Origin of the sequence: Kitasatospora sp. NPDC001547 (assembly GCF_042894165.1) — a bacterium.
In the GTDB taxonomy this organism is placed as follows: Bacteria; Actinomycetota; Actinomycetes; order Streptomycetales; family Streptomycetaceae; genus Kitasatospora.
In genome coordinates, this window is sequence record NZ_JBIAVL010000006.1 from 135,853 (window position 1) to 158,641 (window position 22,789).

19 protein-coding genes and 1 pseudogene are annotated in these 22,789 nt (G+C 75.4%); 10 read left to right on the forward strand and 10 right to left on the reverse strand.

What is annotated here, in order from left to right; genetic code table 11:
• Nucleotides 1-39: 39 nt before the first annotated feature.
• Nucleotides 40-1,608 carry a PLP-dependent aminotransferase family protein gene (locus ACFY0X_RS14100; protein WP_387753548.1) on the reverse strand — a complete coding sequence of 523 codons (1,569 nt, stop codon included), beginning with the start codon at nucleotides 1,606-1,608 and terminating at the stop codon, nucleotides 40-42.
• Between the two features lie 29 nt (nucleotides 1,609-1,637).
• Here ACFY0X_RS14100 and ACFY0X_RS14105 point away from each other — a divergent pair, with 29 nt between their 5' ends.
• Nucleotides 1,638-2,492 (forward strand): methyltransferase domain-containing protein, encoded by an 855-nt coding sequence (locus ACFY0X_RS14105; protein ID WP_387753551.1) that lies wholly within the window; start codon nucleotides 1,638-1,640, stop codon nucleotides 2,490-2,492.
• Nucleotides 2,493-2,630: 138 nt separating this feature from the next.
• On the opposite strand, the gene ACFY0X_RS14110 is transcribed toward ACFY0X_RS14105, so the two are convergent.
• Nucleotides 2,631-3,128, reverse strand: coding sequence for a MarR family winged helix-turn-helix transcriptional regulator (locus ACFY0X_RS14110; RefSeq protein WP_387753554.1), 498 nt, complete (start codon nucleotides 3,126-3,128; stop codon nucleotides 2,631-2,633).
• Between the two features lie 111 nt (nucleotides 3,129-3,239).
• Here ACFY0X_RS14110 and ACFY0X_RS14115 point away from each other — a divergent pair, with 111 nt between their 5' ends.
• The 3 genes from ACFY0X_RS14115 (at nucleotide 3,240) to ACFY0X_RS14125 (ending at nucleotide 6,570) form a co-directional block, all read left to right on the forward strand.
• Entirely contained in the window at nucleotides 3,240-4,199 is a 960-nt protein-coding gene (locus ACFY0X_RS14115) for an EamA family transporter (protein WP_387753557.1), read from the forward strand.
• Nucleotides 4,200-4,243: 44 nt separating this feature from the next.
• Nucleotides 4,244-4,885, forward strand: a complete 642-nt coding sequence (locus tag ACFY0X_RS14120) for an NAD(P)-dependent oxidoreductase (RefSeq protein WP_387753560.1) — start codon at nucleotides 4,244-4,246, stop codon at nucleotides 4,883-4,885.
• Nucleotides 4,886-4,992: 107 nt separating this feature from the next.
• A complete protein-coding gene (locus ACFY0X_RS14125; RefSeq protein WP_387753563.1) occupies nucleotides 4,993-6,570 on the forward strand; it encodes an alpha/beta fold hydrolase in 1,578 nt (525 codons plus the stop codon).
• A 12-nt stretch (nucleotides 6,571-6,582) separates the two neighbouring features.
• On the opposite strand, the gene ACFY0X_RS14130 is transcribed toward ACFY0X_RS14125, so the two are convergent.
• On the reverse strand, nucleotides 6,583-6,888 hold the full coding sequence (locus ACFY0X_RS14130; protein WP_387753566.1) for a hypothetical protein: 306 nt from the start codon (nucleotides 6,886-6,888) through the stop codon (nucleotides 6,583-6,585).
• An 18-nt stretch (nucleotides 6,889-6,906) separates the two neighbouring features.
• Nucleotides 6,907-7,317: a hypothetical protein gene (locus ACFY0X_RS14135; RefSeq protein WP_387753569.1), complete on the reverse strand. Its 411-nt coding sequence runs from the start codon at nucleotides 7,315-7,317 to the stop codon at nucleotides 6,907-6,909.
• A gap of 545 nt (nucleotides 7,318-7,862) precedes the next feature.
• Here ACFY0X_RS14135 and ACFY0X_RS14140 point away from each other — a divergent pair.
• Nucleotides 7,863-9,266 carry a lytic transglycosylase domain-containing protein gene (locus ACFY0X_RS14140; RefSeq protein ID WP_387753572.1) on the forward strand — a complete coding sequence of 468 codons (1,404 nt, stop codon included), beginning with the start codon at nucleotides 7,863-7,865 and terminating at the stop codon, nucleotides 9,264-9,266.
• A gap of 126 nt (nucleotides 9,267-9,392) precedes the next feature.
• Here the strand turns inward: ACFY0X_RS14140 and ACFY0X_RS14145 are convergent, their stop codons facing one another.
• The gene (locus tag ACFY0X_RS14145; RefSeq protein ID WP_387754062.1) at nucleotides 9,393-9,845 is read right to left on the reverse strand and encodes a GbsR/MarR family transcriptional regulator; all 453 of its coding nucleotides are present in this window, start codon (nucleotides 9,843-9,845) and stop codon (nucleotides 9,393-9,395) included.
• Between the two features lie 48 nt (nucleotides 9,846-9,893).
• Between ACFY0X_RS14145 and ACFY0X_RS14150 the strand changes: the two are divergent.
• Together ACFY0X_RS14150 and ACFY0X_RS14155 are read left to right on the forward strand one after the other, a co-directional pair.
• Nucleotides 9,894-10,559: pseudogene (locus tag ACFY0X_RS14150) on the forward strand (AAA family ATPase); the annotation flags it as partial.
• A complete protein-coding gene (locus ACFY0X_RS14155; protein ID WP_387753575.1) occupies nucleotides 10,556-12,214 on the forward strand; it encodes an ABC transporter permease in 1,659 nt (552 codons plus the stop codon). The pseudogene ACFY0X_RS14150 and the gene ACFY0X_RS14155, both read left to right, overlap by 4 nt.
• Before the next feature lie 126 nt (nucleotides 12,215-12,340).
• Here the strand turns inward: ACFY0X_RS14155 and ACFY0X_RS14160 are convergent, their stop codons facing one another.
• Nucleotides 12,341-12,928 (reverse strand): TerD family protein, encoded by a 588-nt coding sequence (locus ACFY0X_RS14160; protein WP_387753578.1) that lies wholly within the window; start codon nucleotides 12,926-12,928, stop codon nucleotides 12,341-12,343.
• Nucleotides 12,929-13,306: 378 nt separating this feature from the next.
• Here ACFY0X_RS14160 and ACFY0X_RS14165 point away from each other — a divergent pair, with 378 nt between their 5' ends.
• The gene (locus tag ACFY0X_RS14165) at nucleotides 13,307-15,544 is read left to right on the forward strand and encodes a hypothetical protein (protein ID WP_387753581.1); all 2,238 of its coding nucleotides are present in this window, start codon (nucleotides 13,307-13,309) and stop codon (nucleotides 15,542-15,544) included.
• Here the strand turns inward: ACFY0X_RS14165 and ACFY0X_RS14170 are convergent.
• Nucleotides 15,541-16,620 carry a hypothetical protein gene (locus ACFY0X_RS14170; RefSeq protein ID WP_387753584.1) on the reverse strand — a complete coding sequence of 360 codons (1,080 nt, stop codon included), beginning with the start codon at nucleotides 16,618-16,620 and terminating at the stop codon, nucleotides 15,541-15,543. The genes ACFY0X_RS14165 and ACFY0X_RS14170 overlap by 4 nt on opposite strands.
• A gap of 102 nt (nucleotides 16,621-16,722) precedes the next feature.
• Nucleotides 16,723-17,388: a class I SAM-dependent methyltransferase gene (locus tag ACFY0X_RS14175; RefSeq protein ID WP_387753586.1), complete on the reverse strand. Its 666-nt coding sequence runs from the start codon at nucleotides 17,386-17,388 to the stop codon at nucleotides 16,723-16,725.
• 284 nt (nucleotides 17,389-17,672) lie between these two features.
• On the opposite strand from ACFY0X_RS14175, the gene ACFY0X_RS14180 reads away from it, so the two are divergent.
• On the forward strand, nucleotides 17,673-19,997 hold the full coding sequence (locus ACFY0X_RS14180) for a glycosyl hydrolase family 18 protein (protein ID WP_387753589.1): 2,325 nt from the start codon (nucleotides 17,673-17,675) through the stop codon (nucleotides 19,995-19,997).
• A gap of 57 nt (nucleotides 19,998-20,054) precedes the next feature.
• Here the strand turns inward: ACFY0X_RS14180 and yidD are convergent, their stop codons facing one another.
• Complete coding sequence (gene yidD / locus ACFY0X_RS14185) at nucleotides 20,055-20,612, reverse strand: membrane protein insertion efficiency factor YidD (protein WP_387753592.1); 558 nt, start codon at nucleotides 20,610-20,612, stop codon at nucleotides 20,055-20,057.
• 170 nt (nucleotides 20,613-20,782) lie between these two features.
• A complete protein-coding gene (locus ACFY0X_RS14190) occupies nucleotides 20,783-21,550 on the reverse strand; it encodes a hypothetical protein (protein WP_387753595.1) in 768 nt (255 codons plus the stop codon).
• A gap of 213 nt (nucleotides 21,551-21,763) precedes the next feature.
• Here ACFY0X_RS14190 and ACFY0X_RS14195 point away from each other — a divergent pair, with 213 nt between their 5' ends.
• Nucleotides 21,764-22,438 (forward strand): hypothetical protein, encoded by a 675-nt coding sequence (locus ACFY0X_RS14195; RefSeq protein WP_387753598.1) that lies wholly within the window; start codon nucleotides 21,764-21,766, stop codon nucleotides 22,436-22,438.
• The last annotated feature ends 351 nt before the right edge of the window (nucleotides 22,439-22,789 follow it).

Genomic DNA, 22,789 nt, shown 5'->3' on the forward strand with positions numbered 1-22,789 from the left:
TCCCCCCACGCCGGTTTCATCCGATGTCCCGACGCCGCCTCACCGGGACGAGGACGCGCGGCGGACCAGCCGGCCCAGGACCGCCACCCCCTCGGTGATCTCGGCCACCGAGCCCGCCGCGTAGCCGAGCACCAGCCCGGGCGGGTACGGCAGCCGGGCGTGCCAGGACAGCGGCTGCACCTTCACCCCCTCCGCCAGTGCGGCGGCGGCCAGCCCGGTGTCGGTGCGGCCGGGTTCCTCCGGGAGCGTCAGCATCAGGTGGAGGCCCGCCGCCGCCCCGTGCACGGTGGCGTCCGGCAGGTGGGTGCGGATGGCGGCGATCATGGCGTCCCGGCGGCGGCGGTGGCGACGGCGCAGCAGCCGCAGGTGGCGGTCGAGGTCACCGGACTCCATCAGCCGGGCGAGGACCAGCTGGGGCAGCACCGGGTTGCCGAGGTCGGCGAAGCGCTTGGCGTCCAGGACGGCGTCCCGCAGCCGGGCCGGGACGAGCAGCCAGCCGGTGCGCAGCGCGGGGGCGAGCAGCTTGGAGACGCTGCCCGCGTAGCAGACCCGGTCCGGCAGGGCGGCGCGCAGGGCCGGGACGGGCGGACGGTCGTAGCGGTGCTCGGCGTCGTAGTCGTCCTCGACGACCAGGCCGCCCGCGCCCGCCCAGCGCAGCAGTTCGCGCCGCCGGTCGCCGCCGAGCACCACGCCGGTCGGGTACTGGTGGGCGGGGGTGAGCAGCACGGCCGGGGCGCCGGTGGCGCGCAGCGCGTCCACCCGGATGCCCTCGGCGTCGACCGGGACGGGCGGCGTGGCGGCGAGCCAGTGGGCGAGGTGCTGGCGGGCGCCGAGCGAGCCCGGGTCCTCGACCGCGACCTCGCGGATGCCCGCCCGTCCGAGGGCGCGGCCGAGCAGGGCGAGGGCCTGGGCCGTACCCGCGACGATCAGCACCTCGTCCGGATCGGCGCGGATGCCCCGGTTGCGGGCCAGCCAGTGGGCGACGGCCCGGCGCAGGGCCGGCGTGCCGCGCACGTCGCCGTAGCCGAGGTCGGACGCGGCGAGGCCGTCGAGGACGGCGCGTTCGGCGCGCAGCCAGGCGGCGCGGGGGAAGGCGGCGAGGTCGGGCACGCCGGGGGTGAGGTCGATCCGGGCGGGCGTGCCGCGCAGCAGGTCGAACACCTCGGGGTCGGGGTCGTCCCGGAACAGCGCGGGTGCCGGGCGAGGCGCTTCCCCGGCCGGCGCCTCCTCGGGGACGGCGGGGGCCGCGACCACGACCGTGCCGCCCCTCCCGCGGCCCGCCACCTGCCCCTCCTCGGCGAGGCGCTGGTAGGCGTCGGTCACCACCCCGCGGGAGACGCCGAGTTCGGCCGCCAGCACCCGACTGGCGGGCAGCCGGGCGCCGACCGGCAGCCGCCCGTCGACGACGGCCTCGCGCAGCCGGCGGGCGAGCCAGTCGGTGAGGCCGCCGGGCGGGGCGTCGGCGGTGTCGAGCTGGAGGAAGTCGGCGCCGCTCTCCGCGGGCCGCCCCTCGGGCCGTCCTTCGGACCGCGCTCCGGGCCGCTCCTCCGACTGCTCTTCGGACCGCTCTTTGGACCTGCCCGATGCCTCTGCTTTGGACCTGTTCACCGGACCATAGTGGCGGCGAGGGTGGGGTCATGACCACAGAGACGCCCACGAGCACCGAAGCGGCAGCGCCGATCCACCACGACGACTACGTCCACGGCTACTCGGACGCCGAGGCGCGACGCCTCGGCGACCAGGCCGACACCCTCGCCGAGCTGCTGCACGCGGGCACCGCGTACCCGGCGGGCAGCCGGGTGCTGGAGGCGGGCTGCGGGGTGGGGGCGCAGACCGTGCACCTGCTGGCCGCCAGCCCGGGCGTACGGCTGACGGCGGCGGACCTCTCGGCGGCGTCGCTGGACCAGGCCCGCGCCCGGGTGGCCGCGCAGGCGCCCGCCGCGGACGTCACCTGGCACCACGGCGACCTGCACCGACTGCCGTTCCCGGACGGCTCGTTCGACCACGTCTTCCTGTGCTTCGTCCTGGAGCACCTGCCCGACCCGGCGGCCGGGCTGGCGGCGCTGCGCCGGGTGCTGCGGCCTGGCGGGACGATCACGGTGATCGAGGGCGACCACGGCTCGGCGTTCTTCCACCCGGAGACCCCGGCGGCCCGCCGCGCCGTCGGCCACCTGGTCGGGCTGCAGGCCCGGGCGGGCGGGGACGGCCTGCTCGGCCGCCGCCTCCACCCGCTGCTCACGGAGGCCGGCTTCGCGCGGGTGGCGGTCCGCCCGCGCACGGTCTACGCCGACGACGCCCGCCCGGCCCTGGTGGAGGGCTTCACCCGGCGGACCTTCGTCGCGATGGTCGAGGCCGTCCGGGCGGACGCGCTGGCCGCCGGGCTGACCACCCCGGAGGACTTCGACCGGGGCATCGCGGAGCTGCGCCGGGCGGCCGAGCCGGGCGGGACGTTCCACTACACCTTCTTCAAGGCGGTGGCGGTCAGGCCCTGAGGCGCGGCCAGGACGGGCCGCGGTACCGGCGGGGCCCGTCCTGACCACGACGGGCCGCGGCAGCGGCGGGGCCCGCGGGCGGGGTGGTGGACGGGGGTCTCGACCGCGCCCGCGGGCCGCGCCGCCCGGCGGTCCGGACTACTCCGGGCCGTCCCCGAGGTCCGCCAGCAGGGTCCGCATCACCTCGACGAGCGCGGTCCGCTGCGCCTCGTCGAGGCCCGCCAGCATGCGGTGCTCGGTGGCGAGGTGGTCGGGCAGCGCCCGGTCGATCAGGGCGTGGCCCTCGGGGGTGAGGGCGACCTCGCGGCTGCGGCCGTCCTGGTCGCTGCGGGTGCGGGTGACCAGGCCGCGGGCCTCCAGCCGGTCCAGGCGCTGGGTGATGGCGCCGGAGGTGACCATCGCGGACCGCATCAGGCCGGTGGGGGTCAGCCGGTAGGGCGGGCCGCTGCGCCGGAGGGTGGCGAGGACGTCGAAGGAGGCGGCGTCCAGGCCGTGCTCGGCGAAGGTGCGGTTGAGCGCCGCGTCCACCAGCCGGTAGAGGCGTTTGAGCCGACCGAACACCTCCATCGGGTAGACGTCCAGGTCGGGGCGCTCGGCCCCCCACTGCGCGACGATGCGGTCCACGTGATCTGCCACGGGTTCAGGGTAGGCGATGCCGGACGAATCCCTTAGCGGTGAGGTAACTGTGGGCCACATCACTCGCTCGATCCGGTGAAGGATGCCTTAGCGCTGAGATACATTGCTTTAGTGCTAAGAAATCGCCTCGCCCTCGTCCTGCTGACGGCCCTCGCCCCGGCGGTCTGGGGCACGACCTACCTGGCCACCACCGAGCTGCTGCCGCCCGGCCGCCCGCTGCTCGCCGCCGTCATCCGCTGCCTGCCCGCCGGGCTGCTCCTGGTCGCGCTCACCCGCCGTCTGCCGCAGGGCAGTTGGTGGTGGCGTTCGCTGGTCCTCGGCGCGCTCAACATCGGGGTGTTCCAGGCGCTGCTCTTCATCGCCGCCTACCGTCTGCCCGGCGGCATCGCGGCCACCGTCGGCGCCGTCGGACCGCTGGTCACCGCCGGGCTCTCGGCCCTGGTGCTCGGCGACCGGCTCACCCTGCGCACCGTGCTGTCCGGCATCGCGGGCGTCGCGGGCGTCAGCCTGCTGGTGCTGCGGGCCAACGCCGAGCTGGACGCGGTCGGAGTGCTCGCCGCGCTCGGCGGCGCCGTGGTGATGGCCGCCGGCATCGTCCTCTCCAAGCGCTGGGTCTCCCCCGCGCCGATGCTCGCCACCACCGGCTGGCAGCTCACCGCCGGCGGACTGCTGCTGGTCCCGGTCACGCTGCTCGCCGAGGGCGCACCGCCGTCCCACTACACCCTCGCCAACGTGCTCGGCTACGCCTACCTCTGCCTGATCGGCGCGGCCGTCACCTACGCACTCTGGTTCCGGGGGCTGCGCGAGCTGCCGCCGACGTCGGTCTCCTTCCTCGCGCTGCTCAGCCCGGTGGTCGCCACCCTGCTCGGCTGGCTGGCGCTCGACCAGGACCTCAGCCCGCTCCAGGCGTTCGGCGCACTGGTCGTGCTCGGCTCGCTGGTCGCCGCCCAGACCCAGCGGCCGCGCACCGCAGCGGAGCCGGCGCCCGGAGCCACGCCGGCGCCGGAAGCCGGAGCGGCGCCCGAGGCCGATCCGGCGGCCACCCCGCGGTCCGTCCGCGAGAACGTCTGACCCCGTCCCACCCCACCGTTTCCACCACCTTCAGGGAGTACCCCATGCGCATCACCGTGTTCGGCGCCACCGGCAACGTCGGCAGCCGGGTCGTGGCCGAGGCCGTGGCCCGCGGACACCAGGTCACCGCCGTCGTCCGGGACCCGGCGAAGCCGCACGGCCTGCCGGCCACCGTCGCCCTGGTCGTCGGCGACGCCCGCGACCCCGAGGACGTCGCCCGGATCGCGGCCGGACAGGACGTGGTGGTCACCGCCACCCGTCCGGTGCCCGGCAGCGAGCACGAACTGGCCGTCGCGACCAAGGGCCTGCTCGCCGGGATCGCCGGCACCGGCGTGCGGCTGCTGGCCGTCGGCGGCGCGGGCAGCCTCCTCGTCCCGGGCGGCGACGGGACCGTCCTGGTCGACAGCCCCGGCTTCCCCGACGCGATCCGGCCGATCGCCCTGGCCTGCGGCGAGCAGCTCGACCACTACCGCGCCGCCGGCCCGGACGTCGACTGGACGTACCTGAGCCCGGCCGCGCTGCTGGAGCCGGGCGTGCGCACCGGCCGGTTCCGGACCGGCCGCGACGAGCTGCTGGTCGACGCCGAGGGCAACTCGGCGATCTCCATGGAGGACCTCGCCGTCGCGCTCCTCGACGAGATCGAGGAGCCCGCCCACCCCAGGGCCCGCTTCACCGTCGGTTACTGAGGGCGGGCCCTGGGGCCCCCGCCCCGGCGGGGGTGTACCCAGCACCACTCCGAAGACGGCAGTGGGCATGATCGATCACCGGGCCGGGCGCGGAGAGGATCGTCCCCGTGACCACGACCACGACCCCGGCGCGGGCCGCCGCGGCCCAGCCGGCCCCGGCCCACCGCACCTCGACCCGGCGCGCCGCCCTGGCCGTCGCCGCCGCCGTACTGGCCGGCCTGACCGCGCCCGCCGACGCCGCCACCGGCCGCGACCCGGGCGACGCCGAACCGGCGCCCGCCCGCTACACCCGCCAGATCCTGGACTGGCAGCCCTGCGCCCGGCGGCCTGCCCTGGACTGCGCCACCATGGCCGTCCCGCGCGACTGGCACCACCCGGGCGTCGGCGCGGACCTGACCATCGCCGTCTCCCGGCACCGCGCCACCGACCCGGCGCGGCGCAAGGGCATCCTGCTGATGGCGGCCGGCGGCCCCGGCGGCACCGGGCTGCTGCGCCCGGCCGATCTGGCCGCCGGCGCCCCGGCGGTCGCCGCCGCGTACGACATCGTCGGCTTCGACCAGCGCGGGGTCGGCGAGAGCACCAGGGCGGTCTGCCAGACCAAGGAGGAGTTCCGGGAGTTCCTGGCCGGCGACTACCGCGACCGGTCCCCCGCCGCGATCGACCGGGTGATCACCAACTCCAAGAAGCTGGCCGCGAGTTGCCGGGAGCGCACCGGCGACCTGCTGCCCCGCCTGACCACCGAGCAGACCGCCCACGACATCGACCTGTTCCGCGGCCTGCTCGGCGAGCGCAAACTCAGCTACTACGGCCCGTCCTACGCCTCGATGATCGGCGCCTACTACGGGACGCTCTTCCCCCACCGGGTCGAACGGATGGTGCTGGACAGCAACATCGGCTTCGACGGCACCTGGGAGAGGTACGAGCTGGGCCAGCCGATGAGCTTCCAGCGCCGCTTCGACGAGGACTTCGTGCCCTGGCTCGCGGCCCGGGACGCCACCTACCACTGGGGCGCCACGCCGGAGCAGGTGCGGGCGCACTGGGAGCGGCGGCGCGCCGCGCTGCACGACTCGCCCATCGTCGAGGGCGCGGTGACGATCGGCCCGAACCAGCTGGACAGCCTCGCCATGTCGGCGATCTACCGGGCGTCCAACTTCCCCGACCTGGCCCGGATCCTGGCCACCGTCGACGACTGGCAGGCCGCGGACCCGGCCACCCGCGCGGCGGCCGCGAAGGCCTTCGACGGCTACCTCAGCCCGGAGTTCCTCGCCGAGTACTTCGCGGTGACCTGCAACGACACCCCGTGGACCAGGGACCTGGACACCTGGATCGAGCGCGGCGCCGAGAACACCGCCCGCCGGCCGCTGGCCGGCGCCCGGACGCTCGCCTTCAGCGCGGTCTGCGCCGCCTGGCCGGCCGCCCCGGCGCCCAGGGTCGAGGTGACCGGCGCCCACCTGCCGACGACGCTGATGCTCAACTCGGTGCACGATCCGTCGACGTACTACGAGGCGGCGCTCGGCGCCCACCGCGCGCTGCGCGGCTCCCGGCTGGTCACCGTCACCGGCAACGGCGACCACGGCCAGTACCCGGGCCCCAACTCCTGCGTCACCGAGGTGGTCGAGCGCTACCTGCTGGCCGACCGGGCACCCGAGCGCGACCTCACCTGCCCCTCGCCGCAGGCGGATTGACCGCGGAGTCGGTCAACTCCGCCGCGCCCGCAGCCTGGCCCGGAGCCACGTTGCGGCGACGGCCAGCCCGGCGAAGCCGCCGACGGCGAGCTTGATCCCGGCCTTGGCGACGATCCAGCCGATCCACGGCACGGACCACCCCAGCCAGTGGAACACCGAGAGCAGCACCGCGGCGCCGAACGCCGCCGCGAGCACGGTGGCCAGGACGGCGGCGGCCCGCGGGAGCTCCCGCGGGCCGTCGGCCCGCTCCCCGCCGGCCGTGCCGTCCGGATCGGTGGTCGGACTGTTCACCATCTCGTTCGTACCCCCCTCAACCATGGGGGCGATGATACGACTTCAGCGCCAGGCGTGGTGGGTGTCGCCCAGGTGCTCGCCGGTGTCGCCGTCGGGGAAGCTGACGGCCATGGTGACGCGGTACTCGTGGACGTCCTCCCGGTGGCCCGGCACCCGTGCCCAGGCCAGCGAGTGCACCTCGGCCTCGGGGGCCTGCCGGCACCAGGCGGCGGCCTCCTCCAGGGCGCCGGCCGCCGACCGCGCGGTGCAGACCACGGCGGTGTACGCGGCGACCGCGACGTCCCCGCCGGAGCGGCAGGTGCGGGACACCGCCCGGACGGCCGCGGCGGCCTGGGTCAGGTCACGGGCCAGGTCGTCCACCACCCGAGGGGGAGCCGGCAGGACGACCGCTCCCTCGGCGACGGTCTCCGGCAGGTTCGCGCTCACGGTCCGGTCCTCCATCCGCATCGTCACGCGGCACAGCATGCCGGGCGGTGATTCCTGGCATGCCCATTTTCACCAGAACGTCACCCGTCCAGGGCGGACTCGGGGCGACCCCCTGGCGTCCGGACGCCCGTCCTGGTAGAGGGCGCCGGCCGGGCGCCCGGCGTTTCGGCAGGTCAGGAGGGTCGGCCACGGGCGGCGCCGGGGGCCCGGAACACCGCGCACGCACCACCCCCGCGCTCCGAACCGCCGGTCCGGCGCCGGGGAGCGCCCGTCCCACCGCAGTTGGCCTACCGGTCAACTTTCCGTACCGGAAAGGAAGTTGCGGCCGGGCACGGCCGACGAAGCGACAGACGGCCGAGGTCCCGGAACTCCGCGGACTCCGGCCGCACCCCCGCTGAAGTGCCGATTCAACCCCTCGGCGGGCTCCGGTCCACCTCCCGGTCACCCTGTCCCTGTCAGATCGTCGTGATACTAATCGTCCGGTGGTGGGCCCGGCCCTCGGTGGGACGGGCACGATGACGGCAGCTCAACCGTTCCGGGAGGGTCCGGGCGGCGACGGGGAGGGGTAGCGGATGACGGCGCGGATCGGCAAGGCCGGGGGCGGGCGCAGGCTCCGGATCGGCAAGCGGCTCACGGGAACCGCGGCGGCCTTCGCCGCGCTGGCCGCGCTGACCGGCTCTCAGGTGACGGGCATCGGGCTCGCCCCGGTCGCGGCCGCCGACGCCGGCCCGGCGAACGGCGCCGCGGGCCAGGGCGCCGGCCGCGCCCTGCCCACCGGCGGCCCCTCGACCGACCTCCCCGGCACCTTCGGCACCGGCGTCCCGGCCGACGGCGGCGGCACCGTCCACCTCCCGCAGCCGCCCGGCGCGCTGCCCGGCCTGCCCTCGGCCGGCCCGTTCGCGGCCACCGGGCCCGCGCTGCCCGCCACCGTGCTCGCCGCCTACCGGCAGGCGGAGGCCGCGCTGGCGCAGCGCTCGCCTGGCTGCCACCTGCCCTGGCAGCTGCTCGCCGCGATCGGCCAGGTCGAGTCCGGCCAGGCCAACGGCGGCCGGGTGGACGCGGCGGGCACGACGCTCACCCCGATCCTCGGCCCGGCCCTGGACGGCAACGGCTTCGCCGCGATATCCGACACCGACGGCGGCCGCTACGACGGCGACGCCCGCTGGGACCGCGCCGTCGGGCCGATGCAGTTCATCCCGTCCACCTGGGCCTCCTGGGGCGTGGACGCCAACGGCGACGGCAAGGCCGACCCGAACAACGTCTTCGACGCCACCGAGAGCGCCGGCCGCTACCTGTGCGCGGGCGGCCGCGACCTCGCCGACCCGGCCCAGCTCGACCGGGCGGTGCTCAGCTACAACAACTCGGGCGAGTACCTGCGGACGGTGCGCAACTGGATGGCGCACTTCGGCAGCGGCACGGTGACCACCGTCCCCAACCGTCCCGGCTCCCCGGTTCCGCCGGTCTCACCGGGCACGCCGTACCTCCCGGGCCCGTCGGCCGGCGGCTCGGGTGCGGGCACCGGTGGCACGCCCACCACGGAGCCGCAGCCGACCACCCCGGTCACCCCGGCTCCGGACCAGTCGCCGAGCGCCCGGCCGACGACGAGCCCGAGCCCCACCGCCACGCCCACGCCCGGCGGTTCGACCTCGCCGTCCGCGACGCCGACGACCACCCCGAGCGGCGGCACCTCCCCGACGGCGACCCCGACCGGCACGCCCACCGGCACGCCGACGGGCACCCCGACCGGTACGCCCACCGCCTGCCCGGACCCGACGGCCACGCCCACCGGCACGCCCACCCCGACGGGCACCCCGTCCCCGGCCGCCACGCCCACCGGCACCCCGACCGCGACGCCGCTCCCCGGCTGCCCCACCCCGACGGCCGGCGCCACCCCGACCGCCGCCACCACTCCGAGCGGCGCACCCGGGAGCACGCCAAGCGCCGCGTTCTCGCCGTCGGCCGCCCCGACGAAGTGAGCCCGGGGGCGCGGTTCCCGCTCCGGGAGCCGCGCCCCACCACCGTTCACGACTCCCGGCGCCGTCGGCCCGACCGCCCGGAGGCGTCGACGACGCGCGCGTTCCCGCCGCGCCGCCCGCGGGCGGCTACCGCGTCTGGGCCGCGCGGTGCTCGCGCCAGCGGCCCAGCATCCCGTGCAGCTCGTCGATCATGAACTCGAAGAAGTCGGCGCTCTCCGCCAGCCGCTCCCCCGCCACCGTCCCGGCGCCGACGGTGGCCTCGCCGTCCCGCAGCACCCGGATCCAGCGCAGCATGATCTCGTCGCGCCGGGTCAGCGACTCGAACCAGACGTCGTTGAGCACCCGGTAGCGGTCCCGCCGGGAGCCGGGCTCGCGCTCCTTGGCGACCAGACCGACCTGGATCAGGTACCGCATCGCACCGGAGACCGCGGCCGGGCTGATCCGCAGGCGCTCGGAGAGCTCGGCGGAGGTGAGCACCCCGCTCTCCTCCGCCATCAGGCAGGAGAAGATCCGGGACGGCATCCGCCCCATGCCCGCGACCACCAGCTCCGCCGCGAAGCGCTCGACGAAGTCCGACACCGCCTTGTCCTCGCGCTCCCGCTCCGGACCTTCCGCCGCCTTCGTCCCCTCTGGCCCAACCTCACCGGCGGCGAGGCCATCGACCTGCTCTCCCGGCTGCGCGGCCGGCTCGACCGCCGCCGCCGGGACGAGCTGATCGAGCGCTTCGACCTCGACCCGACCAAGAAGGGCCGCAGCTACTCCAAGGGCAACCGGCAGAAGGTCGCCATCGTCGCCGCGCTCGCCTCCGACGCCGAACTGCTGCTGCTCGACGAGCCGACCTCCGGCCTCGACCCGCTGATGGAGGTGGTCTTCCAGGACGTCGTGCGCCGGGCCAAGCACGAGGGCCGCACCGTCCTGCTCTCCAGCCACATCCTGGACGAGGTGGAGAAGCTGGGCGACCGCGTCAGCATCCTCCGGCACGGCCGGGTCGTGCAGAGCGGCACCCTCGGCGAGCTGCGCCACCTCACCCGCACCACCGTCGAGGCCCGGACCCTGCGCCCGGTCGCCGGACTGGACACGCTGCCCGGCGTGCACGGCCTGCACACCGAGGGCGACCTGGTCCGGTTCGCCGTGGACGGCGCCCAACTCGACGCCGCCGTCAGGGCGCTGAGCGCGGCCGGACTGCGCGGCCTGATCAGCCACCCGCCCACCCTGGAGGAGCTCATGCTGCGCCACTACGGCGACGGGTCGGCCGCCGACGGGCACCGCGCCGAGGACGAGGCCGCGCGATGACCGCCACCACCGCCGAGCCGGCCACCGGCCGCGCCGCCGCACCCCGCCGCCCGGCGGCCCGCACCACCCTGGCCGGCACCGCCGTGCTGCTCCGCTTCGCCCTGCGCCGCGACCGCCTCCGGCTGTCCGCCTGGGTGCTCGGCCTCTGGCTTGTCACCCTGGCCACCGCCGACAGCGTCCACACCGTGTACCCGACCGCCGCCGACCGCGCCTCGATCGCCCACGGCTCGGACAACCCGGCGATGCTCGCCATGAGCGGCCCGGCCCACTACCTGGCCGACTACACCTGGGGCGCCATGCTGGGCCACCGGCTGCTCGGCCTGCTGGCCGTGCTGACCGGGCTGCTGAGCGTCCTGACCGTCACCCGGCACACCCGGGGCGAGGAGGAGAGCGGACGCGCCGAACTGCTCCGGTCCGCCGCCGTCGGCCGGCACGCCCCGCTCGCCGCCGCCCTCGCCACCGCCGCCGTCGCCGACCTCGCACTCGGCCTGCTGCTCGCCGCCGGCCTGCCCGCACTCGGCATCCCCGGCCTCAGCGCCGCCGGATCGGCGCTGTACGGAGCCTCGGCCGCCCTCGCCGGGCTGCTGTTCGCCGCGGTGGCCGCCGTCACCGTCCAGCTCAGCGCGCACACCCGGGCCGCCTCCGGGCTGGCCCTCACCGTGCTCGGCGCCGCCTACGCGCTGCGCGCCGCCGGGGACGCCGGCTCCGGCGCCCTCTCCTGGGCCTCGCCGATCGGCTGGCTGCAGCGCGGCTACCCCTTCGTGGACGACCGCTGGTGGCCGCTGCTGCCCGCGCTCGCCCTGACCGCCGCGACCGGCGCCGCCGGGTTCGCGCTCAGCAACCGCCGGGACCACGGCGCCGGCCTGCGCGCCGCCCGCCCCGGCCCGGCCACCGGCGGCCCGGCCCTGGGCACCCCGTTCGGCCTCGCGCTGCGCCTGCACCGCGGCCTGCTCGGCGGTTTCGCGGCCGCCCTGCTGCTGGTCGGCGCCATGTACGGCTCACTGCTCGGCAGCGCCGACTCGATGCTCAAGGACGTCGACCGGATCCGGGAGGCGCTGGACCGGCTCGGCGGGCACACCCTCGCCGACTCCTACGCCGCGCTGACCATGCTGGTGGTCGCGGTGGTCGGCGGCGTCCACGCGGTGCTGGCCACGCTGCGCCCGCGCGCCGAGGAGAGCGCCGGACGGGCGGTGCCGGTACTGGCCACCGGCGTGTCGCGGTCCGCCTGGCTGGGCGGGCACCTGGCGGCGGCGCTGCTGGGATCCACCGCCGTGCTGCTCGCGGCGGGTGCGGGCTTCGGCCTGGCCGGCGCGCTGTCCAGCGGCGACGGGGGCGCGTTCCTCCGGCTGACCGGCGCGGCGCTGGCCTTCGCGCCCGCCCAGTGGGTGACGGTGGGTTTCGCCGCCGCGGTGTACGGCTGGCTGCCCCGGGCGGCGCCGCTGGCCTGGCTGGTGCCCGCGTACGCCTTCGTGATCGGCTACCTGGGCCCGCTGCTCGACCTCCCCGCGGGCCTGGAGCGACTCTCCCCGTACGGCCGGGTGCCCCGGCTCCCGGCGGCCGCGATGGACTGGACGCCGCTCGTGGTGCTCACCCTGGTCGCGGCCGCCCTGGTCGCCCTGGCCCTGGCCGGGTTCCGGCGCCGCGACATCGACTGACGGCGGTTCGCCGGGCGGCGTGCACCGGGCAGCGCGCACCGGGCGCCGGGCACCACGCGCCGGAACCCTCCGAAGCGCCTCGGCGGCGCCTCGGAGGGAAGGCCGGACGAAGGCCCGGACGGTGACTCAGAGGTGCTTGACCAGCTCCGGCATCAGGTCCTGGAAGGTCCGCCCACTGGCCGGCTGGCCGATCGCGGCCATCTGCCAACCGGTCGGCGTGCGCTGCACCTTGGCCATGATCTGGGCGGTGTACGGGCCGCCGCCGGTGAGCGTGTAGCGCGCCAGCTCGACGCCGGTGGTCTCGTCCACGAGCCGGCAGAAGGCCGCCTCGACCTCCTGGAAGGTCTGCCCGGTGAAGGAGTTGACGGTGAAGAGGATCTGGTCGACCTCGGCCGCGACGCTGGTCAGGTCGACCGTGATCGACTCGTCGTCGCTCGCGTCGCCCGAGCCCCCGACCAGGTTGTCCCCACTGTGCCGGACGGAACCGTCGTCGCTGTTGAGGTGCTGGAAGAAGACCACGTCCACCGGCCGCCCCTGGGCGAACAGCACCGCCGACGCGTCCAGGTCGATCTCCCGGCCGGCCGCGAGCAGCTTGGCCATGAAGCCCTTGCGCTCCACGGCCTTCCAGCCGAGACCCATCCGGACCAGGCTCAGCTGCCCACCTCCCGGCTTCTCCAGGCTGATCTTCTGTCCCTTGGCCAGTGAAACGCTCATCGCGTCCTCCTCGTTCTGCCACCGCCCGTGCCGCGAATCTACAGCACTGTAGAGAATTTATGATCATCGACGGCGTCCTGGGAGCACCTGTACCCCGAACTCCCCCGGCCCTCACCCCGACGACGGTCCGCACACTGAGGGAACCGGCGGTCCGGCGTCTGGCGTAGCCGTGGACCGCGACCGGACGACCGGGGCAGCGCACAGTCTAGGGTCGGCCCCAGGACGGCGCCCGGCGGAGCCGACGCGCCGCCCGCGCACCCGTCGCGGCGCTCAGGACCCGCCGCGTCCACGACCCGCAGTGCTCACGACTCGCAGTGCTCACGACCGTTCCCGGGCCACGCCGACCCGCGCCGGCCCGCTCACGCTGGGGGGACCACCATGCCCGAGCAGCACGAAGGAACCGAACGGCACGCAACACCGGAACGACCCGGGAGATCCCGCCTCGGCCGCCGCCGGCTGCTCCGGGCCGGCCTCGGCGCGGGCGGCGCCCTGGCCACCGTACGGCTGCTGCCCGGCGGCACCGCCCGGGCCGCCGCGACGCCGGACACCGACCACGGCACCGCGCAGTACGACGGCAGCCGGCCGGCCGCGCGGAACGCCGGCCTGCGCACCGGCACCGCCACCGCCGCGCAGGTCTGGCCGGACTGGGCCCGCTACGCCCGCATCGCCGACGGCACCTTCAACGAGCCCGCCGACATGCAGGGCTACATCGACGCCCTCAAGGCGCAGGAGGTGAGCGTCATCGAGCTGGACACCCTGCTCTCCGACTGGCTCACCGACGCCCAGTTCGCCGCCCACATGGCCGAGGTGAAGACGTTCACCGGCCTGGCCCACGCCGCCGGCCTCAAGGTCGTCATGTACTACCCGTCCCTGGAGCTGATCTCCCCCGGCGGCGAGAAGGGGCGTTCCTTCTACAAGAACGACCAGGGCAGGAACTGGGTCCAGCGCGACCTCGCCGGCAAGCCCAACGTGTTCTACGGCAGCGTGGTGGTCTGGGTCGACCCGGGGGACGAGAGCGTCTGGCTCAGCCCCAACTCGCCCTGGCGGGACTACTACCTCAAGCGGATCAAGGGCGTGGCCGCGACCGGCGTGGACGGCATCTGGCCGGACGTCCCGATCTACTTCGACGGTGTGCTCTCCTGGTGCGACGCCTCCACCTGGGGCGCGGCCGCGTTCAAGGCCGACACCGGCCTGGCCCTGCCCAAGGCCGCGGACTTCGCCGACCCGGTCTTCCGACGCTACGTGGAGTGGCGCCACCGCAACCTGCTCCGGTTCCAGTTGGACATCGCCGACGCGGGCCGCTCGGTCAACCCCGACCTGGTCACCTTCGTCGAGACCGTCTCGATGGACTACCGCTACGCCACCTCGATCGGCCTGGACGGCGGCTACCTGCGCCAGGCCCCCGGCGCCGTCGGCCAGGTCTGGGAGGTGGACATCCTCGGCAACTACGACGGCATGCGGCACGCCACCGCCTCCGACTGGGTCTGCCTGATCTCCATGTACAAGTACGCCCGCGCCGCCAGCGGCACCAAGCCGGCCTGGGCCTTCTCCTACGGCTGGCAGGCCGACGACGCCTCGCTGGTGATGTCCCAGCTGATCGCGGCCGGCTGCAACCCGTACGAGGTGAAGACCCCGTTCAAGAACGACACCGTGGACGCCGCGATGCGCACCCGGATGTACCGCTTCGTGCGCACCAACCAGGCGAAGCTCTACGACCCGGCCCCGATCGCGCAGGTCGGCGTCTACCACTCGGCGCCGTCCCGGGACTACGTGGCCCCGGGCGAGGGCAACGGGATGTACGTCAACGCCACGGCGCCGGCCGGGGTCACCGACTGGTGGGGCGGCGACGACCCGGAGATGAGCTGCGCCGCCCTCCCCTGGCTCGGCGAGTTCCGGGGCACCGTCAAGGCGCTGGTCTACGCCCACGTCCCGTTCGACACCGTGCCCAGTCCCGGCCTGACCGCCGAGGACCTGGCCCGCTTCAAGGTCCTGCTGCTGCCGAACCTCCAGGCGGTCTCGGACGCCGAGGCGGCGCTGCTGCGCGGCTTCGTCTCGGCCGGCGGGACGATCGTGATCACCGGCCCGGCACCCACCGCGCTGGACGAACTGGGCGGCCAGCGGGCCGAGTTCGCGCTCTCCGACGTGCTCGGCCTGCGCCGGGCCGACCCGCTGCCCGCCGGCAGGCAGAACTCCTACGGCAGCGGCAGCTGCTGGTACGTCAAGGGGCTGCCCGGGCTGAGCTACCTCACCAGGACCGACCAGGCCTCGGCGGACCAACTGCTCACCGCCGTCCGGCAGTCCGCCCCGCCCGCGGTCACCCTGACCGGGGACCGCCGGATCTTCCTGGACGCCCGGCGGCTCGGCGCCGACACCGTCGTCCACCTGGTGAACTTCACCAATTTCGGCGACACCCCGGCGGCGTTCCGCAGCACACCCGCCAACTGCACGCTCTCCTACGCCCTCCCGGCCGGCGCGGGTGTCACCGCCGTCACCGTCGCCGGCCCGGACGGCACCGACCCGGCGCCCAAGGCCGTCCCGTACACCGTCACCGCCGGGACGGTCAGCGTGCCGCTGACCGTCGCGCAGTACTCGGTGGTGACGATCACCGTCGGCTAACGGGTGCTCGGGGCCCGGACGAGCCAGAGGGCGGCGGGCCCGGCCTCGCCGCCCGGGGCGGACTCGAAGGCGATCCACCGCCCGTCCGGGGACCAGCTCGGTGCGCCGTCGTAGGCGGTGTCGTCCCGGGTCACCCGGACGGGAGTGCCGCCGACGGCGTCCACCGCGAAGACCTGGGCGTTCGGCAGGTCGCCCAGGGTGGAGGAGAACACCAGGAAGCGGCCGTCCGGGGACCAGCTGGGGTCGGTGTGCTCGCCCGGCGCGTCGACGACCCGGCGCAGCCCGCCGCCGTCCGCGTCCACCGTCCACAGCGACCAGTCCTCGCCGCCGGCGGTCCGCCGCTGGAAGACGATCCGGTCGCCCTTCGGGGACCAGTTCGGCTGCCGGTTGTCGCTGCCGGTGCCCCGGCCGTCCACCAGCAGGACGGGCGCGCCGCCCCCACGGCGGACCTTCCAGAGCGAGCCCTGCTCGCCCGCGTCGCCCCGCGCGGCGGGGTGCTCCGGCTCCCGGCTCCGCTGGAAGACGATCCACTCGCCGTCCGGGGAGAAGCTCGGCTCGCTGTAGCCGCTGCCGTCGGCGTGGCTGGTCACCCGCTCCGGGGCGCCGCCCGACCTCATCAGCCAGACCTCGTCGTGCCCGGACTCCCGGTCGGTGGCGAAGACGAAGGCGTCGGCGGCGGCGTTCCAGCTGGAGCCGGGGAGGTTGACGGCCGTCCGGTCGGGGTCCTCCAGCACCTTGCGCGGGGCACCGCCGTCCAGCGCCAGGACGCCGAGGGCGGCGGCGCCCTGGTTGTAGCCCCCGCCGAACTCGGTCAGCAGCACCGAGCGGCCGTCCGGGGCGAAGGCGGGGTTCTGCGCGCTGCGGCCACCGCCTGCGCGGTAGAGCAGCCGGGCGCCGTCGGCGCGGTGCTCGACACCGGCGGGGGCCTCGGTGACCGCTGGTGCGCCGGTGGTCGCCGGCGCACCGGTGGGGCCGGGCGCCGGCCCCTCCCGGCCGCCGGACCCGGAGTCCGAGCCGCCGCATCCGGCCAGCAGCACGACGGCGGCCACGACCGCCGCGAGTGCGCGAGTCCTCATGCCCACACGCTAGTTGACGCCACGTCAGCTGTCGTCCGCCGCCGGGCGGATCCGGCGCCGCCGTCCGGCAGGTGCCGCCGGACGGGCGGAGCGCCGGATCCGTCAGCCGGCGCTCCGCTCCAGCCGCACCAGCGCGTCCACCGCCACCCGGCCCCCCTGACCGCCCTGGTCGGCCTGGCCGCCCTCGTCGCGCCGGTGGCCGGGCTCGCCGCCGACCGTACGGTGCACCCGCTCGGCCCGGACGGTGCGCAGCCCGCGGTCGGCGAGGTCGGCCAGGACGTCGTCCGGGGTGAAGAGCACGGCCGGGTCCTGCGGGCCGCCGACGCCCTCGGTGAGGTTGCTCAGGTCGTGCCCGATGACCAGCAGGGTGCCGCCGGGGGCGAGCGCGTCGGCGGCGCGGCGCAGCGCCGCCCGGCGGTCCGCGGCGGGCAGGTGCAGGTAGGCGACCAGGACGAGGTCGTAGTCGCCGGCGGCGGCCTCCAGGGCGCGGGCGTCGCCGTGGCGCCAGGTGAGCCGGTCGGCGACCTCGTCGGGCAGTTCCGCGGTGAGCCGTTCGGCGCGTTCCAGGGCGACGGCGGAGAAGTCCAGTCCGGTGACCTCCCAGCCCTGGGCGGCCAGCCAGATGGCGTTGCGCCCCTCTCCGGCGGCCAGGTCGAGGGCGTGCCCGGGGGTGCGGCCGGTCAGTTCGCGGACCACCCACCGGTTGGGCGCGGAGCCCCACACCAGCTCGCTCGCGGCGTAGCGGTCGTCCCAGTCCTGGCTGTCCATCGCGCCTCCTCCGTTCGACGGCCTGCTCGTCCGGCCAACCTACCGGGCCGCCGCCGGCCCGGCCCGGAACGGTCCAGCGGGCGGACACCCTTGACGGCGAATATTGGTCCAGTCCAATCTGTTCAGTCGTGACGTGTCCGGGTCGACGGCCCGGCAGGTCCGCGCACCGTTCGTCAGCACGCGTCACCAGCCCGCGCGCCCCCACCGCGCCCGGGCCGGCTCCCCTCGGCCCGCCCCGGGCCACCGCACCGCCGGAACCCCCACACATCCGGAGGACCCACCGCATGCACGACCGTGTCCTGCCCGCACGGCCCGCTCACCCCTCCGGGGAGCGCGCCGGCCGCCGGGCCGCCCACCGCAGAAGGGCCACCGCCCTGGCCCTGGCCGCCACCCTGACCACCAGCGGCGCGGCCATCGCCCTGACCTTCGGCTCCGCCTCGGCCGCCCCGGTCGACCTGCTGGCCAACGGCGGCTTCGAGACCGGCACCCTGGCCGACTGGAGCTGCTCCAACGGCTCCGTCGTCACCACCCCGGTGCACGGCGGGAGCCGCGCCCTCAGCGGCGCCGCCTCGGCCGCCGACACCGCCCAGTGCCAGCAGACCGTCACCGTCCGGCCGAACACCACGTACACCCTGGCCGGCTGGGTCCAGGGCAGCTACGTCTACCTGGGCGCCACCGGCGGCGGGGTCAACTCCTCGGCCTGGACGCCGGGCGGGACCGGCTGGAACCAGCTGAGCACCACCTTCACCACGGGGGCCGCCACGACCTCCGTCACGGTCTTCACCCACGGCTGGTACGGCACCGGGACGTACTACGCGGACGACCTCACGCTGACCGGCCCGGGCGGCCCCACCTCGACCGCCAGCCCGACGGCCACCGCGAGCCCGACCGCCACGGCCAGCCCGACCGCGACCAGCAGCCCGACCGCCACCGGCAGCCCGACGGGCACCCCCACGACCACCACCCCGACCCCGACGGCCACCGCGACCGGCCCGGCCGGGGACGGCAAGGTCACCACCCCGACCGGCTTCGCGGTGACCAGGACGACGTCCGACGCGGTGGTGCTCACCTGGCAGCCGTCCACCCTCACCAGCGGTGACGGCCCGGTCGCCTACAAGGTGTGGTCCAACGGCCAGCTGGTCGCCACCTCGATGGGCACCTCGGTCGCGGTCAGCTCGCTGCTGCCGGGCAGGAGCTACACCTTCAGCGTCCAGGGCTACTCCGGCGGCCACGCCTCCGCCCAGTCCGCGCCGGTGAGCACCACCACCGCGGCCGCCCCCGCGCAACGGCCGATCCGCTCGGCGTACTTCGACCAGTGGGGCGTCTACGAGAACGCGTACCACGCGAAGAACGTCGACACCAGCGGTGCGGCGGGCAAGCTGGACGTCATCCACTACGCGTTCGCCAACATCGACCCCACCAGGTTCACCTGCTTCCAGGCGGTGAAGGCCTCCGACTCGTCCAACGAGTCCAACCCGAACGCCGGTGACGGCGCGGGCGACGCCTACGCCGACTACCAGGCCGACTACAACTCCGGCACCAGCGTGGACGGCACCGGCGACACCTGGGAGCAGCCGCTCAAGGGCAACTTCAACCAGCTGCGCCAGCTGAAGGCCAAGTACCCGAACCTGCGCTTCACCATCTCGATCGGCGGCTGGACGTACTCCAAGTACTTCTCCGACGCGGCGGCCACCGACAGCTCCCGGAAGGCCTTCGTCTCCTCCTGCGTCGACATGTTCCTCAAGGGGAACCTGCCGACCGGCGTGGCCGGTGACGCCTCCGGCGGTCCTGCCTCGGCGGCGGGCCTCTTCGACGGCATCGACCTCGACTGGGAGTACCCGGGCTCGGCCGGCGGCCACGCCGGCAACCACTACTCCGCGGCCGACAAGCAGAACTTCACCCTGCTGCTCAAGGAGTTCCGCACCCAGCTGGACGCCCTCGGCTCCGCCCAGGGCAAGCGCTACCTGCTGACCGCCGCGCTGCCCAGCGGCCAGGACAAGGTCGCCCAGCTGGAGACCGACAAGATCGGCGCCTACCTGGACTTCGCCGACGTGATGTCCTACGACATGCACGGCGCATGGGACGCCAAGGGCCCGACCAACCACCAGGACCCGCTGCACGACAGCCCGGCCGACCCGACCACGCCGATCACCCCGGGCACCCGCAAGTACAACGTGGACACCACGCTCGCCGCCTACACCACCGGCCTGCCCGAGTACGGCATCCCCGGCGGCTTCCCGGCGAACAAGATCGTGCTGGGCATCCCGTTCTACTGGCGCGGCTGGACCGGCGTCCCGGCCGGCTCCGACTACGGCCTGTACCAGAGCGCGACCGGCCCGACGGCAAAGAAGCCGCTGAGCCAGGAGGCCGGCCTGGCCGCCTGGAAGGAGCTCAACCCGACCGCGGCGCAGACCCACTGGGACCCGGTCACCGAGAGCAGCTGGGTCTACGACGGCACCAACTTCTGGACCGGTGACACCCCGCAGGCCGTCCAGGCGCGCGGCGCCTACGCCAAGAGCAAGGGCCTGGGCGGGCTGTTCGCCTTCTCCCTGGAGAACGACGACGCCTCCGGCACGATGCTCAACTCGATGGACAGCAGCCTGCGCTGACGCGCAGTCGAAGCGAGCGACGGCCCGCGCGGAACATCCGCGCGGGCCGACCTCGGCTCAGCGCGGCGGCACCGGGTCCGCCCCGCCCGCGCCCGGGCGGCAGCGCAGCAGCCGTCCGGCCGTCAGCCGCGCCCCGCGCAGCGCGCCGTGCCGGTGCAGCGCCTGCACCGCGTAGGTCGAGCAGGACGGCGTGTACGGGCAGCAGGCCGGACGGCGGGGGCTGACCTCGGTGCGGTAGTAGCGCACCGCGCCGTACAGCACCCCGGCCGCGAACCCGCGCGGGGCGGGGGCGGACGGGTCGGCCGTCCGGCCCCGGCGCGCGCCGGTGAGGGCGAAGCGGACGCCGGAGACCATCATCACGGGGATCAGGGCGATCATGCAGGGGTCGGCGATCTCGCAGCAGCCGTCGCCGCAGCAGTCGATCCCCTCGTTCCGAAGGCGCTTGCGCCGCTTGGCCTTGACGTGGTCCTCCTTGCGGTAGCGCTCCCGGTACTCCTCCCAGGCCCGGCGCTGCTTCTTCCGCCGGATCCGCTCCGAGGCGGGCAGCCACCACCAGGCGCGCTCAGGGCGGGCCGGCGGGAAGTGGGCGCCGAGATCCGGCGTCGGTTCGGACACTGCTGACGATCCCCTCGTTGGCTCCGCCGGGGACCGGCCCCCGACGATCCGGGCAAGATTATCCGAGGATCATCTGCCCGGACCGGTCCGGCGGGCCGGTGACTGAGCGGGCCAGCGGGCCGGCAGCACGGCGGGCCTGCAGCACCGCGGCCGCCGACCCGCCGACCCGCTCAGTCGCCGAGGTTGAGCGAGGGGAAGAGGTCCTCGAACGGCTGGGTGGTCACCGACACGCTCCGGGAGAACGGGTTGTCGAAGTCCCAGATCATGAACAACAGGAAGGCGATCAGCACGCTGAAGCAGAGCGCCAGGGTCAACTCCCGCGGCGTACGCCGGATCTGGAGCGCGAACAGCATGCCGACGGTCACCACCGCACCGCCGATCAGCCCGAGCCAGACCACCCCGGGCATCGTCGGCCCGGCGTTCTGTCCGCGCGAGTCGCGGGCCTCGGAGGTCTGGCCGATCCGGTCCATCACCGGCTGGTAGGACTGCGCCTCCAGGTCGGAGGCGGGCGGCCGGGTGGCGACGTCGTTCCGGAGCTTCTCGAGCAGCTGGTCGCCCTTCTCGGTGATCGCACCGTTCTTCTTCATGTAGTCCCACTCGGTGTTCACCACGTACGAGACGTAGGCGTCCACGTCGGCCCGGACCTGGTCCCGGAACTCCACCGGGTAGACCACCGCGCGGTCGCTCACCTCGCGCAGCGACTGCGCCTCGCGGAACAGGTCGTCCTGTGCGGCGCCGCGCGCCTCCCAGACACCCGCGATGGCGAGACCGAGGACGATCGCGTAGACCACCCCGATCATCATCGTGATGTACTCGATGACGTCCGGGGTCTCGTCGCTGCTCTCCTCGATCGGTCGGCGCTGCCTGAGCACCACCACCGCCACCACGACGGCACAGGCCGACGCCATGGCGATGATCAACGCCACCCACTCGGACATGGCAACTCCCTTCTCTGAATTGGCTCGTGACGGAACGTAAAGGGTCAAGGGGGCGAACCCCGGTCGGGTCGGTCCGGGCCGGCTCCGCCCGGCCCGCCGCCCGGGTCGGGCGGCGGGCCGTCAGGGGGCGGTCAGATCGGGCCCGAGCGGCCGCCGCGTCCCCGGCCACCACGGCCCGGTCGCAGAGCCGCCGCCGCGATCACGGCGGGGACCATGACCAGCAGCATCGTGGTGGTCATCGAGAGGCCCTGGTGGCGCCGGGCCATCGGCGCGGTCTTCGCCGCCGGGGCGTGGAACACCGGTCGCGCCGACGGGGTCGGCCACAGCGGGCTCGGACGCGCCGAACTGGGCAACGCCGCGGGGCTGGGGGCCGCCGGGCTGGGCGCGGCCGCACTCGGCGCGGCCGCACTCGGCGCCGCGGGGGCCGCGGGCGCGGGGACCGCCGGGGCCGGGACGGGTACAGCCGGTGCGGGGGCCGCCGGGGCCGCCGGTGCGGGCGCCGGAGCGGGCGCCGGCGGCGGTGCGGGGGCGGGCGACGCCGGGGGCGCGGGTGTCGCGGGCGCCGGGGTGGGGGCCGCGGTCGGGCTGGGGGACGGCACGGTCGGTGACGGCGTCGGGGTGGGCGTCGGAGTCGGGGTAGGGCTGGGCGTCGCAGGGAGGCTCGGCGTCGGCGTCAGTGTCGGTGTGGGGGTCGGAGTGGGCGTCGGCGTCGGCGTGGGCGTCGGCGTCGGCGTGGGAGTCGGGGTCGGCGTGGGAGTCGGGGTCGGCGTCGGCGTGGGAGTCGGAGTGGGCGTCAGTGTCGGCGTCGGGGTAGGCGTCGGCGTCGGGGTAGGCGTCGGCGTCGGTGTTGGCGTGGGAGTCGGGGTCGGCGTCGGTGTCGGCGTGTGAGTCGGAGTGGGCGTCGGCGTCGGGGTAGGCGACGGCGTGTGGGTGGGGGTGGGCTCCGGACTCGGACTCGGGCAGGGGTGGTGGTGATGATGATGGTGGTGCCAGCCGTGGCCGCCGTACCAGTCGTCGTCGTACCAGTCGTCGTCCTCGTCGCCCCCGCCGTGGCCCGGCCCGATCTGCCCGGGCCCGGTCTGCGCCGCGACCGGCTGCCCGGTCCCACCGCGCGGGCCCGCCGGACGCGACGGCCAGGAGAACGGCGGCGAGGGGACGGCGGGCGACGAGAAGGACGGCGAGTGGATCGGGGGCCCGGTGGGCTTCGGCGGCGGGGTCGGCTGCGAAGGCCCGGTCGGC